This window comes from Paenibacillus sp. FSL M7-1414 (genome assembly GCF_038003195.1).
Classification (GTDB): domain Bacteria; phylum Bacillota; class Bacilli; order Paenibacillales; family Paenibacillaceae; genus Paenibacillus; species Paenibacillus amylolyticus.
The window spans coordinates 518,883-536,200 of record NZ_JBBOOS010000001.1; the positions used below are offsets into that span (position 1 = coordinate 518,883).

Annotated in this window: 13 protein-coding genes and 2 riboswitches; of the genes, 10 read left to right on the forward strand and 3 right to left on the reverse strand. The window is 48.4% G+C overall.

What is annotated here, in order from left to right; all coding sequences use genetic code 11:
* Window positions 1-105: 105 nt before the first annotated feature.
* The 3 genes from MHH92_RS02480 to sdaAA all read left to right on the forward strand — a co-directional run bounded on the left by MHH92_RS02480 (window position 106) and on the right by sdaAA (window position 3,976).
* On the forward strand, window positions 106-1,782 hold the full coding sequence (locus MHH92_RS02480; protein ID WP_340901734.1) for a hypothetical protein: 1,677 nt from the start codon (window positions 106-108) through the stop codon (window positions 1,780-1,782).
* A 134-nt stretch (window positions 1,783-1,916) separates the two neighbouring features.
* A riboswitch (glycine riboswitch) is annotated at window positions 1,917-2,041 on the forward strand.
* A 4-nt stretch (window positions 2,042-2,045) separates the two neighbouring features.
* A riboswitch (glycine riboswitch) is annotated at window positions 2,046-2,182 on the forward strand.
* A 137-nt stretch (window positions 2,183-2,319) separates the two neighbouring features.
* Window positions 2,320-3,009 carry an L-serine ammonia-lyase, iron-sulfur-dependent subunit beta gene (sdaAB, locus tag MHH92_RS02485; protein ID WP_074093257.1) on the forward strand — a complete coding sequence of 230 codons (690 nt, stop codon included), beginning with the start codon at window positions 2,320-2,322 and terminating at the stop codon, window positions 3,007-3,009.
* Complete coding sequence (gene sdaAA, locus MHH92_RS02490; protein ID WP_340901735.1) at window positions 2,999-3,976, forward strand: L-serine ammonia-lyase, iron-sulfur-dependent, subunit alpha; 978 nt, start codon at window positions 2,999-3,001, stop codon at window positions 3,974-3,976. Before sdaAB ends, sdaAA begins: the two co-directional genes overlap by 11 nt.
* Window positions 3,977-4,159: 183 nt before the next feature.
* On the opposite strand, the gene MHH92_RS02495 is transcribed toward sdaAA, so the two are convergent.
* Window positions 4,160-5,920, reverse strand: coding sequence for an alpha-glycosidase (locus MHH92_RS02495; RefSeq protein ID WP_340901736.1), 1,761 nt, complete (start codon window positions 5,918-5,920; stop codon window positions 4,160-4,162).
* Between the two features lie 228 nt (window positions 5,921-6,148).
* Here MHH92_RS02495 and MHH92_RS02500 point away from each other — a divergent pair, with 228 nt between their 5' ends.
* The 5 genes from MHH92_RS02500 to MHH92_RS02520 all read left to right on the forward strand — a co-directional run bounded on the left by MHH92_RS02500 (window position 6,149) and on the right by MHH92_RS02520 (window position 10,849).
* The gene (locus tag MHH92_RS02500) at window positions 6,149-6,832 is read left to right on the forward strand and encodes a response regulator transcription factor (RefSeq protein WP_017690959.1); all 684 of its coding nucleotides are present in this window, start codon (window positions 6,149-6,151) and stop codon (window positions 6,830-6,832) included.
* A 56-nt stretch (window positions 6,833-6,888) separates the two neighbouring features.
* The gene (locus tag MHH92_RS02505; RefSeq protein WP_340901737.1) at window positions 6,889-8,400 is read left to right on the forward strand and encodes a HAMP domain-containing sensor histidine kinase; all 1,512 of its coding nucleotides are present in this window, start codon (window positions 6,889-6,891) and stop codon (window positions 8,398-8,400) included.
* A gap of 85 nt (window positions 8,401-8,485) precedes the next feature.
* Window positions 8,486-9,400, forward strand: a complete 915-nt coding sequence (locus tag MHH92_RS02510; protein ID WP_047840345.1) for an ABC transporter ATP-binding protein — start codon at window positions 8,486-8,488, stop codon at window positions 9,398-9,400.
* The gene (locus MHH92_RS02515; protein WP_047840344.1) at window positions 9,397-10,113 is read left to right on the forward strand and encodes an ABC transporter permease; all 717 of its coding nucleotides are present in this window, start codon (window positions 9,397-9,399) and stop codon (window positions 10,111-10,113) included. The genes MHH92_RS02510 and MHH92_RS02515 overlap by 4 nt, the downstream gene beginning before the upstream one ends.
* Window position 10,114: 1 nt before the next feature.
* Window positions 10,115-10,849: an ABC transporter permease gene (locus MHH92_RS02520; RefSeq protein WP_307415213.1), complete on the forward strand. Its 735-nt coding sequence runs from the start codon at window positions 10,115-10,117 to the stop codon at window positions 10,847-10,849.
* 94 nt (window positions 10,850-10,943) lie between these two features.
* Here the strand turns inward: MHH92_RS02520 and MHH92_RS02525 are convergent, their stop codons facing one another.
* On the reverse strand, window positions 10,944-11,504 hold the full coding sequence (locus MHH92_RS02525; RefSeq protein WP_152682940.1) for an acyltransferase: 561 nt from the start codon (window positions 11,502-11,504) through the stop codon (window positions 10,944-10,946).
* A gap of 679 nt (window positions 11,505-12,183) precedes the next feature.
* Here MHH92_RS02525 and MHH92_RS02530 point away from each other — a divergent pair.
* The gene (locus tag MHH92_RS02530) at window positions 12,184-14,892 is read left to right on the forward strand and encodes a PAS domain S-box protein (RefSeq protein WP_340901740.1); all 2,709 of its coding nucleotides are present in this window, start codon (window positions 12,184-12,186) and stop codon (window positions 14,890-14,892) included.
* A gap of 164 nt (window positions 14,893-15,056) precedes the next feature.
* On the opposite strand, the gene MHH92_RS02535 is transcribed toward MHH92_RS02530, so the two are convergent.
* Complete coding sequence (locus MHH92_RS02535) at window positions 15,057-16,010, reverse strand: L-lactate dehydrogenase (RefSeq protein WP_036607494.1); 954 nt, start codon at window positions 16,008-16,010, stop codon at window positions 15,057-15,059.
* A 547-nt stretch (window positions 16,011-16,557) separates the two neighbouring features.
* On the opposite strand from MHH92_RS02535, the gene MHH92_RS02540 reads away from it, so the two are divergent.
* Entirely contained in the window at window positions 16,558-17,244 is a 687-nt protein-coding gene (locus MHH92_RS02540; RefSeq protein WP_211084252.1) for a hypothetical protein, read from the forward strand.
* Window positions 17,245-17,318 lie beyond the last annotated feature (74 nt).

A 17,318-nucleotide genomic window follows, 5' to 3' on the forward strand; every position in this document is an offset into this window, starting at 1 on the left:
TTCCAAAAAGGCAAGAGGGCAACTTCACGTTTACAGTTCAATATGCATATTTATAGGAGACAATCTTGATTTGGTGATGGAGGCAGGAGAAGGGGGCATCGCAGGATGGCTGTTTTATCAACAGGGCCAATTGAAAATAATATAGTGGTGGGAAGCGGCGAGCGTCCTACACAGAGAATTACAGTGAAATTAGACAATCGGAGTCTCACTAGTTTCTCTACCGTTCTGGTTCAAGGCTATTATTTGAATGGTGTTCGCACACTATACGTTGAGGAATTGTTTAATGTTTTGCCTAACCAGGTTATAACAAAAGACTATTATGCAGATTTGGATGCATTTGAGTTTATATTTACCACAGGTGATGATGCGGAGGATGAAGTTCAGATTTCCGTATGGGGGAAAAACCAGAACGGTCAACTGGTAACGGCACATCGTTTGGTGTCTGAGGAATTGTTAGGAGCGGACCTCGGTCTAGTCGGGGTAACGGGTGCGACTGGAGCTACAGGGACAGCAGGGGTTGCGGGAACAACTGGTCCTACAGGGGCTACAGGTGTTACAGGACTGACAGGAGTTACTGGTCCTCCTGGAGGAACTACGGGATCGACGGGAGAGACCGGTGTCACTGGGACCACGGGGGAGACAGGATCTACCGGAGTGACAGGAGTCACGGGCGCTACTGGAAGTACGGGGACCACAGGAGAGACAGGGCTTACGGGAGTGACGGGTATTACTGGGAGTACAGGAATAACAGGAACGACTGGAGTCACCGGGAGCACAGGGGAGACAGGGTCTACTGGAGCCACAGGTGTCACCGGTAGTACGGGAATAACAGGAACGACTGGGGCTACAGGTGCGACAGGCGTAACGGGTGCGACCGGAGTTACTGGAGATACGGGAGAGACAGGCGTAACGGGTGCGACCGGAGTTACTGGAGATACGGGAGAGACAGGCGTAACGGGGACGACAGGAGTTACTGGAGATACGGGAGCGACAGGCGTAACGGGGACGACCGGAGTCACTGGTGTTACAGGCGCAACAGGCGTAACGGGGACGACCGGAGTTACTGGAGATACGGGAGTGACAGGCGTAACGGGGACGACCGGAGTTACTGGAGATACGGGCGCGACAGGACTTACAGGAACGACCGGAGTTACTGGGGCTACAGGTGCAACAGGCGTAACAGGGGCGACTGGAGATACTGGTGTTACAGGTGCAACCGGATTGACGGGAGCAACAGGAGTCACTGGAGATACAGGCGCAACGGGAGTAACAGGGACGACCGGAGTCACTGGTATTACAGGTGCGACAGGCGTAACGGGGACGACCGGAGTCACAGGGGTTACAGGTGCAACAGGAGCTACTGGATCGACAGCAGCTTCTGCCCCTGCGGATTCTTCCTTGTTTGCTGATAGCCAGACCACGGCGTTGGGTCTTTCATTAGTAGCTGAAACGACGATTCAGACACTTAATGTACCTGTAGTGGCAGGTCAACGCGTGAAAATCGATAATAGTACACAAATAGCAATAGTTGTAGGGGCTAACTGGAGTATTGCGTATAACATTAATCTGAGACGTAATGGAGTTTTAATTAATCAATTGCAGCTCTCACGAAGCGGTAATGCTTCGGGAACGTTGAGGTTTCTTTCCTCCAACACTTACGTGGATACATCCCCGGCTACAACGACTAATGCATACACGATAAGTATCCAATTTACGACAACTAGCAACGTCACGAGTGCCTCAGCGGAAGTGAGAAATATTAATGCTATTCGTTTCAGTTAAAATAGACATCGAACTTATGATAATTACACGTTACTTTTGTTGACATATATGATATTGTACATTACTCTATGGGTATACACGATCAAAAACTTAGAAATGTACCAATTCGAATCGAATTAAAATAATACAGCGGATGATAACGAGCGGGAGAGACCTGGGTTAGCCGAGCAATATGGCTAGTGTTCAGGCACCGAAGGAGCAAGCTGCTGCGCACCCGGCGCAGTGGTTAATCTCTCAGGTAAATGTACCATCGTTGGACGCAACTCTGGAGAGTGCGCGAACTGCGCCACCCAAGGGGTATATGATCAGTCAGCCCGGTGAACTTGTCTGTAATCGCAGGCAGTGCACCCTTGTCGTGAGACACTGCTGATCGTGAAACTCTCAGGTATCGAGGACAGAGAGAGGGCCTAAGGCCTTCTTCTGTCCTTTTTTGATGTCATCATATCTAAATAAGGGACATTGTGGATGAAACTCCTGGATCGAAATGACGAATACATTTTACAAATATGAATCATGATTAATAATGGAGGGTTACAAGTGCGATTTAAAGATGTTTTCTCAATTATTGGTCCATCGATGACGGGGCCTTCAAGTTCACATACAGCTGGTGCGGCAAGGTTAGGAAGAATTGCTCGGCAGTGGCTAGGATGTACGCCAGATCGTGCCCGGCTGACCCTGTACGGTTCATTTGCAGATACGTATCAGGGGCACGGAACAGATTTGGCACTGATCGGTGGTCTGCTGGATTATGTCACAGATGATCCGCGTATCCCGGATGCAGAGCAATACGCAGAGGAAGCGGGCATGGAGGTTGAGTTTTATACAAGTGGCCTACCTGCTCCTCATCCAAATACGGTCAAAATTGAGTTGTGGCATGGAGAACGTGCCTGCTCCTTAATCGGTGCATCCATTGGTGGTGGGAGCGTATCCGTGCATTCGATGAATGATTTTCGTGTTCAGATTAGTGGTGAGTTTCCAACACTCGTTCTGCGACATGCGGACAAAGCAGGGGTGCTTGCATCGGTAACGTCCACGATCAGTTCATCCGGGGTTAACATCGGGTATATGCAGGTGGACCGGAAAGCCCGTGATGGCGAAGCACTTACCGCGATGGAAATGGATGGCGTGCCTAATCCTGATATGCTCAAGCGTCTAAGGGAGCTGGACCATGTATTGGACATTCGTGTCATTGATTTGAAGAGAGGAGTTGATTCGGATGCGGTTTAAACATTTGCACGAACTGAATACGATCTGTACAGCAGAATCCAAAACCATTGCTCAGCTGATGATCGAGGAGCAAGTTCAGGAGACCAATACACCGGAAGCGGATGTTGTGAAACAGATGTGTGAATATTATCAGGTGATGAAGAAAGCGGTACGCAAAGGGTTAACGGAAGATACGACATCACGCAGTGGATTAACAGGTGGAGACGGGAAAAAAATGGCCGAGTACATTCGCAAAGGTGAGACTTGTTCAGGAGATGCTTCCGCACTTGCCATGGCGTATGCCCTGTGTGTATCTGAAGTGAATGCCTCCATGGGTCGGATCGTGGCAACACCAACAGCCGGTTCCTGCGGCATTATCCCGGGTGTGTTTATTAGCTCACAGGAGCGGTTTGGCTGGACGGACGAACATTTGGTGAACGGGTTGTTCTGTGCGGGAGCGATTGGTTATGTTATCGCCAACAATTCATTTATCTCCGGCGCCGAAGGTGGCTGTCAGGCGGAAGTGGGTTCCGCTATCGGCATGGCTGCGGGTGCCATGGTTGAACTGCGTGGAGGTACACCGGAACAGGTTGTTCATGCCGTTGGTTTGGCGTTAAAAAATACACTGGGCCTTATCTGCGATCCGGTCGCAGGCCTTGTTGAAATCCCATGCATCGTCCGTAATGGACTGGGTGCAGTTACGGCGCTGGCTGCGGCTGATATGGCCCTGGCCGGAGTGCGTAGTGCCATTCCTTCAGACGAAGTCATCGATGTCATGCTGGAAGTAGGCAGTGCAATGCCGAGCCGACATCGGGAGACAGCCCAAGGTGGACTGGCCCAGACACCAACAGGCCGCAAAATGATGCAAAAGCTGGCTAAACCAAAGGCAAAGCGTGCCGAGCCTGAGCCGGAGTCGAAGCCAGCGGATTCTGACACAACTACAAGTGGGGCGGACAATGCTCAAGTGGACAAGGGTACTCAGGTTTAAGCTGAACCGGGACCACCGATATATAAATCAGTGACATTATGATGTATAACGGCGAATACAAAAATACAAAAACAAGCGTCCGCGAACCCGAATCCGGGTTATGCAGGACGCTTGTTTTATGCTACCAGATGAAGCGAAGTTAGGATACTTATATTTGACTTCAGATGAATGTGTATTATGACTCTAGTTCTGGCTCACAGCCGTACTCAGTACGGCATATCCATACGCGGGCAATTCAATGGCGAGTACGCCATCTTCCTTGGCGGTACGATGGTTTCCGCCGAATAACTCGGTCCATTCCTCGTCACCGGCCTCCAGCTCGACAATAGCCGTCTCTTCTGATCGATTGAACAGAACCAGAATGCGTTCCTCTTCATTTTGTCGCTCAAATACCAGTTGGCTGCCATCGGGACGAGCCTGCAGGAAACGAACGGTGCCTTCTGCACGCAGGGCAGGATGCGCATGACGCAGGGAGATCAGTTTCTGATAAAAGTCGAACAGCTCTCGGTCTTGCTTCGCTTCATCCCATTCCATGCATTTACGGCAGCCCGGATCGTGTTCGCCGTCCATGCCAATCTCGTCTCCGTAATAGATGCACGGCGCGCCCATATAACTGAACTGGAATAACGCAGCCAGCTTCATCTTGCGCTGGTCGCCTTCACACAGCGTGAGCAGCCGCGGAGTATCGTGGCTGTCGAGCAAGTTAAACGCCACTTCGCTGGCCTGAAGCGGATAACGGGATAACTGTCGCCCGATGGAGTTTGCGAACTGTTCGGCGTGCATCGTATTTTTCACAAAGAATGCATTCACGGCATCGGTAAACGGATAGTTCATGGACGCATCGAACTGGTCGCCTTGCAGCCAGGAGGAAGACTCGTTCCATACTTCGCCCAGAATGTAGGCATCCGGATTAGCGGCTTTGACTACACGGCGGAAATCACGCCAGAATGCATCGTCCACTTCGTCTGCCACATCCAGCCGCCATCCGTCCGCGCCCACTTCCTTAATCCAGTACTCGGCAACCTCCAGCAGATAAGCCTTAACCTCGGAATTCTCCGTATTCAGCTTTGGCATGTGCGCTTCGAATCCGAAGGTCTCATACGTAGGAATGCCGTCCTTCACGTCCAGTGGGAATTCGTGTACATGGAACCAGTCCTTATATTTGGATTGTTCTCCGTTCTTCTGCACATCCGCAAACGGCGCAAATGTCTTCCCGGAATGGTTGAACACAGCATCCAGAAGTACGCGAATTCCACGTGCGTGGCACAGCTCGACCAGTCGTTTCACGGTATCTGCGTCACCAAAGTGCCGGTCTACCCGCAGGTAGTCTTCTGTATCGTATTTGTGATTGGTGGTGGCTTCAAAGATGGGGGTGAAGTAGATCGCATTAATGCCAAGATCGCTGATGTAATCCAGATGATCGATCACGCCCTGAAGGTCACCGCCGAAGAAATTGAAAGGTGTCGGCTCACCACCCCACGGCTCTACCTTTTCCGGACTAATATCCGGGTTGCCGTTGGCGAATCGTTCAGGGAAAATCTGATAGAACACTGCATCTTTAACCCATGCAGGGGGTGTGAATACAGCTCCGGCATGAATATAAGGGAACTGGAACATACGACCCGGATCGTCTGGTTCTTTTTCCTGGAAGTCCGTCTCGGTCATCCAGATCTGTTCGTCTCCGTTTTTGAGCAGAAAAGAGTACTTCAGTCGGTGGTAGGGAGGTTTCACCTCACCCTCGAAGTAATCGAACATGGAGTCAGAGGTGAACTTTGTTAAGGGAACCAGCGCTTTGGTTGCATCCCACGCATATTTATCCCCGGTCAGGGCATGTACCTCGGTCAGATCATTCTTTTTGGTACGCAGGCGCAGGTGGATTGTATTTTGGTCATAGGCATAGGCCCAGTTTCGTTTCGGTTGATGATAGATGGCTTCCAGCAGCATAATGAAATTCCTCCCGTCAGGTGTAGAACTGATATGTACTTGGTAGACTTGATTAATATGACATTCCCAACGTTAATGGATAAGCTATAATTAGCATGTGTGGTAACGTAAAGGACTTCAACATTTGCTCAACAAGACATGAATCCATATGTTATAGACAGCTTTTATCATGATGATGCTCAGATATATCATTAACCCAATGGGGGCAGAAAGGAAACGAATATTCGGATGAAAACCAAACTGTTATATATTGAAGACGATACGGAAATTGCGACTTGGGTCAGAGCCGATCTGGAGGAGCGCGGTTATGAGGTGGTATGGCTCGGCAGTGGTGAAGGCGCAGCGGAGGCTGCTGTCGGTTGCTCACTCATTATTCTGGATGTCATGCTGCCTGGGCTGGATGGATTTACGGTGGGCCAACGACTGAAAAAAGAACATCCCGCAGTGCCCATTGTCATGCTCTCGGCCAGAACGTCCATTGACGACAAGTTGCACGGTCTTGATTTTGCCGATGACTATGTGACCAAACCATTTCACCCCGATGAACTGGCTGCCCGGATTGAGGTTCAACTGCGTAAGGCGGGAACTGCGGTCTCATCGGATACAGCCCTGAAGCTGGATCATCTCTCCATCTATGAGAAGGACAATCGGATTGTCAATGAGGAGACGGGGGATGAGATTATTTTATCGGGAAAACAGTTCCACATCTTCGCCTACCTGCTACGACATATGGGCATGATTCGAACCAAAGAGCAGATCTATGAAGCCGTCTGGAACGAGCCCTATCTGGATGGGGACAAGACTTTAATGGTACATATTCGACATCTACGCGAAAAGCTGGAGCTTGATCCGGCCAATCCTGTAGTTATTCAGACGGTCCGTGGTGTGGGATATCGTGTGAAGAAGCCATGATTCGGTGGTTCAGGGAACGGAAGATCATGAAGGGTGAACGGAAGGGAGAACGAAGCATGGATCAAAAGCAATCCGGGCGGCGCAAGCTTCGCTTTGGGCGATCCTTGATGTCCAGATACATCCTACTGATCTTGGCGGCTGTATTATTTGTGCCCGTTGTGCTTCCGATCATATCCGTTATATATATTGTTGTAGTGAATAACACGGACACGAATATGAACCGTGCCGCTCCTTACGGTGATGTTACTAAGATCAGTAACCTCTGGTCACATGAAGCGAAGAACTTGGATGGTGCTTCGGATGAAGAGATTAAGGCCCGGTTGGAGCAATTACATGACTCGTATCCCAAATCTTCCATGTATCGTGTGAATGTGAGTGGTGAGACCCTCTTTATTCTTGGTGGTGAAGATGTAACGCTTCTGAAATCCACGTCGCCGGATGGCAGGACAGATACGACATTGAGATGGTCACTGGATTCCGGGCAAACGACAGAGACATATATTCCAGCCTTATGGAATGTAAACAATACGGTGCAATTCATGAAAGTAGCTTCCTTTCGCGATCCACTGACCGTAGTTGCATATATTGGCGGAGCTGAGCAGGACAAAGGACAGGGATTCATGATCATTGAAGTGCCGCGGTCACTTCTGCAAATGAATCAGAGTAACTGGCCGATGGAACTCTTGTATCTTGGTATCGTAATGACCCTTATCTTTCTGATCTTCATCGTTATGTCGATTCTCTTCTTCGCACGCATTCGCAAACGACTTATTCGTTTGCAGACGGCCATGATGACCACAGGCAAGGAAGGTCTCCCGCTTCCGGTAGATATCCGCCGGTCAGACGAGATTGGTCAACTGGAAGAATCCTTCAATCAGATGGTGCATCAACTGTCCGACAGCCGCCACCGTGAACGCGAGGAAGAACAATTGCGCAAACGTCTCATTGCAGGGCTTTCCCACGATCTGCGTACCCCGCTAACGGTGATTCGTGGACATATGCATGCTTTGCACAAGGAAGAGCTGAGCGAGCAAGGTGACCGTTCATTACATCGCATGGAAGCAAAGATGGAGGACCTCGGCGGGCTCATCGACAACATGTTATCCTACAATTTGCTCACGAGTGGGAAATATACACTGAAGCTGGAAGAGAAAGATATACTGCGGATCGTCAGGGAAACGGCGGCCGCCTGGTACCCGGTCTGGGAGAAAGAGCAATTTGAGATTGATATTGACCTGCCAGAGGAACCGTTGATCTGGCATATGGATGAACAGGGCATGCGCCGTATTCTTGATAATTTGTTCCAAAACGTGATCCGTCATGCCGCCAGCGGGAAATATATTGGTATATCTACTCAGGAGATTCAGGGTGAGACGGCCATCGTTATTCAGGATCGGGGTCCGGGAATGCAACCGAATTCCGACACAAAAGGCACAGGTCTAGGCTTATCCATTGTAGACCTGTTGATTCGTGAGATGGGTCTGCGCAAGCGGGTAGACAGTTCCGATACGGGTGTCCAGACATATATCTACAGTGGTAAGGGAAACAGGGGAACAACAAACCGCTGAAATAGCTTTTTTAAACTAAACTTAAACTAGAGACTACTTTGGCTTTAACCTTGGAAGGTTACGATAGTTCCGAGGTGATCATACAGTGAGTGAAAATATTATTCAAACGGCTAATCTATGGAAAACATACCGGGACCGTGCAGCGGTCCGTGAACTTGATCTGCATATTAAAAAGGGAGATATCTACGGCTTCCTCGGTCCCAACGGTGCCGGCAAAACAACAACGATTCGCATGCTTCTCGGCTTGATTAAACCAACCAAAGGTGTGATCCGTGTCTTCGACAAGGATATCCGCAAGGATCGCATGGATATTTTGCGCCGTGTGGGTTCCTTGGTCGAATACCCATCCTATTACGGACATCTGAACGCAGTAGAGAATCTGGAAACTTTGCGCCGCATCATCAATGTACCAAAATCAAGAATTGCTGAAGTGCTGTCCATTGTAGATCTGACCAAGGATGCTAAACGTTCAGTGAAGGGGTATTCCCTTGGGATGAAGCAACGTCTGGGTATTGCCAGCGCTTTGCTGGGTGAACCAGAGCTGCTGATTCTGGACGAACCAACGAATGGGCTTGATCCTGCCGGTATTCAGGAGATTCGGGAACTGATCAAACGCATGCCTCTGGAACATGGCATTACCGTTCTGGTTTCCAGCCACTTGCTGAGTGAAGTCGAACAGATGGCAAGTCGTGTTGGTATTATCCGTGAAGGCAAGATGGTGCTTCAGGATACTATCGCAAGTCTGCATAGTCAGACGGGTAGCTCTATCCGGTTAACGGTTTCCGAGCCGGAAGAGGCTATGAAGCTGGCGAGAGAACAGGGACAATTTGGTCAGCAACAAGGTGCTGCGTTAACTTTCCCTTATATGGATAACAGTTCAGTGGCACTGCTTGTGCGCCGATTAATTGAACAGGATCATGATGTGTATCGTGTAGAGGAACAGCGTCAGTCGCTGGAAGATCTGTTCATGCGGGTCATTGGCGAGGGGGCTTCCATATGACCGGGCGTGCATTATCGTCAGACTGGCTCAAGATTCGGGGGAAAGGGATCTGGTTTCTTGTCTTTCTGGCCCCTCTTGGATTGACAGCGATGCAGGCGCTTAATTTTGGCTTACGGCTGGACTATCTGAAAGAGCAGTATGCAGATAACCTGTGGGGCGGATTATTGGGCAATGTGGTTGTCTTTGTGCCCTTGTCTCTGATGCTGGGAGCAACCATTCTCAGCTCCATGATCGCTAATGTTGAGCATGAACAGGGATCGTGGAAACAGTTGCTCGCGATGCCCATTCCCAGACCAGCCGTGTATTTAGCCAAGTTCCTGCTTGCTTGTGTGCTGCTGGTGATCTCCTGCCTGCTGCTAACCGCAGGAATTGTAGGTCTGGGTCTGATCCTCGGATTCCATGCCAGCGAAATACCTTGGACACATGCGATCAAGCTGGGGCTATTGCCTTTGGCTGGTGCACTTCCGGTGTTGTCACTGGAGTTGTGGCTCACGATGGTTAACAAAAATCAGGCGCTTCCCGTCACCCTGGGCATCGTTCTCGCGATAACGGGTATGTTCTCACTCAGTATCTCACCGAGCTTTCCGCTCGCTTGGGCACAGATGGCCTGGAATGGGCCTAATCCATACCTGTATGCAGGCATGGGGGCAGGTCTAGGGTTATTAATCCTGTTGCTGGGTATGGTGCATTTTAGCCGGAAGGATGTGGCCTGATATGAGCTTTGCGACAACGTACTTCCGAATCTTGTCCGCTGAACGATTGAAAATGAGCAAATCGCCCATATGGCTCCTGATTCTGCTGAGTCCACTCATTGCGCTGCTCATCGGACTGTTGTCCACGCCATCGGGCAATTGGCAGGTATTGATGACCACGATGGTTTTCCTGCACGGATTGTTATTGTTACCGATGCTTACTGGTGTGTTTACGTCCTTTGTCTGCCGTTTCGAACATGCAGGTGGAGGGTGGAAGCAGATGCTGGTTTTACCGCTCACACGTTCAGGTGTATATGCAGGTAAACTGACGATTGTACTCATGCTTCTGGCGGGCACGCAAGTATTATTGCTGATGTCCATTCTGCTGGCAGGCATGATTCATGGCATTACGATGCCAGTACCTTGGGGATTCTTGGTAGGAAAACTGCTGCTTGGGTTGCTGGCCTGTGTACCCTTGGCTGCCCTGCAGATGTTCGTTTCATTGGTGTGGAGCAGCTTTGCCGCACCGCTCGCACTGAATTTTGCACTGACCATACCGAATATTCTCATTGTAAACTCGGCGACATATGGGCCGTATTATCCATGGGCACAACCGATGATTCTGATGACGCCCGTGGATGGCGCGGGTTTCGGAGCCTACAACGTGCCACTGATGACAATGCTGGCGGTTGTTGGAGGCAGTGCTGTTATTTTTATTGGAATCGGCATGATGTATTTTGCGAAAAAAGAAATATGAATAATCCGTTACACATTTGGTTATCGTAGATCAAAATCCTCTTTAAGCAAAACATGCAAAGCTCTATTGTATGTATGCTTCAGGAGGATTTTTTCTAATGTCTGACCCACCCATCATGAATGGTCAACTCCCGAATGATTTTAGCTGGTGCCCCGGCTACAAGTGTATTTTCGGGTACATCTTTGGTCACCGTGCTTCCTGCTGCCACAACTGCATTTCTGCCAATGGTCACTCCGGGCAAAATAAGCGCGCCTGTACCAATCCAGGCATTATCCTGAATCACAATCCGCTTGGCAGTCTGGCTCCCGTCATCCAGCGAGTCAATTCGGTGGTAGGCACTGTCGAATATGCTTGTTCGAGGACCAATCATGACGTTATTGCCGATGGTCACTTCAACGTTAGCGGCAATCCCCACACCTGCATTAATCATGACGTCATCGCCAATGGTTAATCGCGCACCTTTGACCACGGTTAACTGGGTTCCCCAAGGTTTGCCTATGATGTTAAGACGTTTTCCCACCTGCAAGTCACCCAATTTATTCAGATAAACCTTACCCCTGATTCGTGGCAGCAGGCCCATAGAGGGCTGGATTTTACCAAAGATGGCCAAACCTCTTAGTTTACCGTAAACAATTTTAACTCTGTTGGGCAGCATGATTCATCCGTCCTCTCCGTAATCAAAAAAACTTTTTTTAAAGATTATAGCCTTTTTGATACAAAATGTATCGTTAATTTTATATCGAGGCATCATAAGAGCAGATGATCTCTCTTTCTTTGAGAAAATTTGCTTCAGGCGGGGGTCGGGTTCATCCTCTCAACTCCCTAACGAATCTGAGGAGTCTTAATCATGGATTTGAAGTGATCTCAGCAATCTAAGGAACCTGAGACATGTTATATCCAATGAAACAACCGTTTGCAGCGTATATGACAGGAGATTATGGGGATTAACGTGTCTGACTTTCCTTAAAATTTACAAAGGGCGCATGGACGCCAAATAAGATGTCCTGAGTTCTTTAGAAAATCGTTTAGCCATCCGCCAGAATCAGCTGACTTGGAATTGAACTTCAAGCTTGTTAGAGGCTTACATTGATCCTTGTATAAATTGTCTGCCTTTGAAGGCGCCTCCTAAGTAAATCAAAATTCCAAGTATTACCTCACACATCATGTGAATTGAATCATAGATTGTAAGCAAAATGAGACGAGAATCTGGTAAAATAAAAAAAGCTGTTTCTAGGCAGGCTTACATGGTTATTCGAGGGTAGGCCCATTTTTGTAAGGGATAATTAATCCCTGCTGTTAGATGAAGATATTGGCTGAGAAAAGAGGGGTAAGCCTTGGATATTAATAAAACGGAAACCCTGAAGCGCATTATTTCTGAGGGAAGTTCTTACCAATCACTGTTTTTTAACCATCCGGATGCCATTTATGTAATGGACATCCATGGAAACTATATTGATGCTAATCCCTCGGTAGAGCGGATATCTGGGTATACACTGGATGACTTGATTCGTATGAATCAGAGTGAGATCTGTCCTCCGGACAGTGAAAATTCACGTAAACAATACATTAAAGAGGTACTGGCTGGACGTTCAGTCAGTAATCCCATTACTTTTTATCATAAAGATGGTTCCCTGAAACAGGCAGAGATAACGTATGTGCCTATAACGGAGGGAAAAGAAGTTGTAGGAATCTATGGCATTGCCAAAGATGTTACCGATATCCTGGAAGTGCAACGTGAGCTTAAGGAGGCACAGGAGAAATATCAGGTGCTGGCTGACCATGCACAAGATCTGATTACAACTTGTGCTATGGATGGCGAGTTGTTATACGTTTCCCCTTCCGTGTACACCTTACTGGGTTATAAGCCGGAGGAAGTCATAGGAAAGTCCTTCAAGGATTATTGTTATTCGGGAGATTATCCGGACCCTATGGATCTTTCCAAGATCGGCAATGGCTGCAAGATGCGTGTGTTGCACAAGAAGGGACATTATATCTGGATGGAGACATTGGCGAAACCTGTTGCTGGAGAGCGTGGCAAGAGTGTCCAGATTGTAAGCATCAGCAGGGATATCACCCAGCATAAGGATGCGGAAAGACGTCTTCGGGAAAGCCGTCAGCGATACAGATCGTTGTTCGAACATAACCCGGCAGCTGTGTATTCATTGAATCTGGAAGGTAAATACAGCGCAGTGAACAGCAAACTGGTGCAAATGTTGGATATTCCGCGCAATAAGCTTATTGGTCAATCTTTTTTATCCAATCTGGATAAATGCGAAGTGCAATATGGCAAACATTATTTTGACATGGTGAAGCAAGGCGAACCGCAATATTATGAGACCCGAGTCGTTAATTCAAGTGGTCGGAAGATTGAAGTATCTGTTACGAATGTGCCCATTATTGTGGATAAGGAAATGGTGGGCGTTTATGGAATCGTGTCCGATATTACCGAGCGCAAGGAATACACGGAACGGATTCAGGAGCTCAGCAAGCAACATGAGCTGATTCTCAACACGGTTACGGAAGGAATATTTGGTTTGGATGCGGATGGAATCACCATGTTTATGAATCCAGCAGCAGCTTCGATGTTCGGTTATGAGGCGAAAGAATTCATTGGCAAAAACTCACATCCCATCATCCATCACACCCGTGCAGACGGAAGTCATTTGCCACAAGAAGAATGCCCGATCCACATGACCGTGTTGGATGGACAGATACGTTCAATCAAGGAAGATGTGTTCTGGCGTAAAGATGGCAGCAGCTTTCTGGTGCAGTATCAGGTGACGCCGATTATTGAACAGGGACAGATTCAGGGCGCGGTGGTTGTATTTAATGATGTGACTGGCGAACGTGAAATTGTACGTGCCAAAGAGACAGCTGAGCTGGCAGCTCAGGCCAAGTCGGAATTTCTGTCGATGGTTAGCCATGAGATCCGGACACCGATGAACGGGATCGTGGGGATGACAGAATTGTTGATCGGTACCGATTTATCGGAAGAACAGCGTGAATACGCCGAGATTATTCGAGACAGCGGCGATGCTCTGCTGAACATCCTTAATGATATTTTGGACTTCAGTAAGCTGGAATCCGGGAAAATGGCACTGGCTTATGAACCATTTGCATTACGCAAGATGCTGGAACAGGTTGCCGAACTGTTTAAACCGCGTGCAGATGAGAAACATCTGGAGATCAGATATCGTCTCAATCCGAGCATCCCTGAGTTCATGGTCGGTGACGCCATACGTATTCGGCAGATTCTGGTGAACTTGGTTGGCAATGCGCTCAAGTTCACAGATCAGGGAAGCATTGAGGTTGCCGTGGATATTATCAAGGGCAGAAAGCCTGAAGACAGTGTTCTTGATTTTGCGGTGCAAGATACGGGAATTGGCATCCCGGCTGACAAGTTGGATCAGTTGTTTCAGTCCTTCTCTCAGCTACATCCGGTGATTAACCGGAAGTATGGTGGTACCGGACTGGGACTGGTAATCTCCAAGCGACTCGTGGAGATTATGGGAGGCAGTATCAGTGTCGAGAGTATAGAAGGGGAAGGCTCAACCTTCCGGTTTGCTGTTCCTGCGGCGAGTGTAGATGCTTCAGCAGAACAGACAGCAAGTCAGTTCCATCATGATCGTACACGTCAGAGTGATGAGGTCGCCATGCGTATTCTGGTGGCGGAGGATCATCCGGTGAACCGGAAGATTTTACGAGAATATCTGGAGAAGCTCGGATACCACGCAGATGTATGTACCAATGGTGTGGAAGCAATCGATGCCATCTCTCAGAATGCTTATGATATTGTCCTGATGGATATTCATATGCCTGTGATGGATGGACTGAAGGCGACAGACCTGTTACACCGCCTAATTCCACAGGATCGCATACCTCCAATCATCGCAGTTACAGGCAATGCCAAACGTGAAGATAAGGAAGCTTGTCTGGAGATTGGTATGCGTGATTTTATTAGCAAACCGGTTATGCTGAGTGAGTTGAAGCGAGTGTTACAGCAATGGGGACCAAGGGACGAACCTCAGCTTGCACCAAATTGAACAACTACTCAAATCAATTATGAAATTGATTCATCTGGCTGTGAAAAATAATAAACGCAAACATGCCAATAATCCTCCACTGATGGAGTGTTATTGGCATGTTTGCGTTGGCCGGCTTTTGAAGTTGAGCTGAAGCATACAGTGTGGAGTTGTACACGAATGGCTTATACCAGTGTCAGACGATTGATGTTACCTGATAGGATTTCACAGGAATTGTTGAATTTCTCACGTTCCGTTGCATCCAGATTCAATTCGATAATCTCTTGAATACCATTGCCACCGATGATTGCAGGAACACCAACGCAGACGTTATGTTGCTCGTACTCTCCGTCCAGAATAGCCGATACGGCGATGATCTTGTGTTCGTCATTGAGGATGGAACGAGTGATATGCGCGAGAGCATTGCCGATTCCGAATTGGGTAGAACCTTTACGGGTAAAGATTTCCCAGCCGGCATCCTTTGTTTTGCGTGCGATATCCTCCAGATCCAGATGTTTGAAGCGCTCCTTGTGTTGATCCATGATGTGCATAATCGGTTTGCCACCGATGGTCACATGGGACCAGGCCACGAACTGGGATTCTCCATGCTCCCCGAGAGCATAACCATGCACACTGCGTGGATCGATGGAGAAGACTTCAGATAGCAGCGTTTTGAGTCGTGAAGAGTCAATGGACGTGCCTGTACCGATGACGTGTTCGCGCGGGAGGCCGGATAATTTCCATACCATATAAGTTACTATGTCAACTGGATTAGCAGCGACGACAAAAATCCCGTTAAATCCACTGTTCATGATCGGGACCACGATGTCTTTGGCAATCGATTCCGCTTCCTCCAGAATATCCAGCCGTGTCTGTCCTGGCTTGGGATTCGCCCCGGCAGTTAAGATAATAACATCCATATTGCCACAATCGGCGTACGTGCCTGCATATACCTTGGTGCGGTTATGTGTGAAGTCCATACAATGGGAAAAATCCAGTGCCTGTGCTACAGCACGGTCATACGTCCGGTCCACCATCATAATTTCCCTGCATATCGATTGATTAATCATGGAATACGCACAACTCGAACCGACAAGACCCGCCCCGATCACCGCTACTTTGCCTGATTTGCCTAACACTGCCGTTCAGCCCCCATTTAGATTGATATTTATCCGTTACTAATGCGTCCTATGTTAAGTATAGTCCTTTATTTTATGCTGGAATCCACTTCTACGTTACATAAGATAACACATGGAAAAGCTGTGCAGCAATGATATCCGCTATCGCGGGAGCGTATTGGAGTAACGGAGTTAACAAAATTGACATGAATAATTCATAATCATAAGATTTGACGGCGTTTGCACCTGTGTCATTCGACATGACAGCATTCATGCTCGTTGTCGGATTGGGGGTTATTTGTGCGGATCATATACCTGACAAAACTTCTTAGGAATCCGCAGAAACAGAACAAAACCGCCAAAGGGATCTGCCGAGAAGCTGACGAATACATACGGACAAGCAAAAGATAAGCATACTTGATCCATGAGACAGGTTGCCCCGATCCGATGACGGTTCCAAAAAAAGGAACGCTGAAGCCATAATGTTTTTATCCAAGAATCAATTTCATAACTCACTAAAGATATTATGAAATTGATTCCCAAAAGACTTCATTCCGGGAGGGAATTAATGATGATTGAAGAAGCAGGAGCAACGACGGAAACGGCCAAGAGCCTGGGCATAGGTGCCAGTACTCTTCGTAAATATGCGGCAGCACTGGAAGAACAGGGATACCGGTTCGAACGGTCCGCCAACAAATCCAGACTATTCAAGTCCGACGACATCGAGTGCATTGAACGTCTGATGACTGAACTCAGAGAGCATAATCTACCCCTGGCTGATGCTGTGGTGACTGTATTGGCTCCAGAAGTACCTGTAGCTGTAGTAGAAGTAGATGTCCCGGTGGTGGGAATTGAAGGTCTGTCAGAGACGGAATGTGCAGCGACAGTCATGTCATCCGTATTCCCTGAAGAACCTGAAATAATGGGTAATCTGAGATCCTATGAAGGTCTGGGGCAACTGGTAAGTGAGGTGACTTATGGTGCTGTAGAACAACAGCAGGATGATCGGGTACAGCTGCTGCAACAGCGGGTCGATGAACTGGAGCTGACCCTTCAGCATCTGGCGGAGACACATATGGCGCTTCAGGAACAGATGGAGAAACAGCGTCTATGGATGAACGAGAAGCTGGAAGAGGAGCGGGATCGCGAACTCGTAACCAATCTGCGCAGTTTCCAGGGAAGAAAACGCAAACCCAAAGGAGTATCCCTGCGTATGTTGTTCGGGTTCCTGCCCAAGAAGCATAAGGAAGCTTGAATGACAGGCTCTTGCTCATCGTGATTTTGCATTATGGGCCTGATATAATAAGCTCCATACAACATGAAGACTGG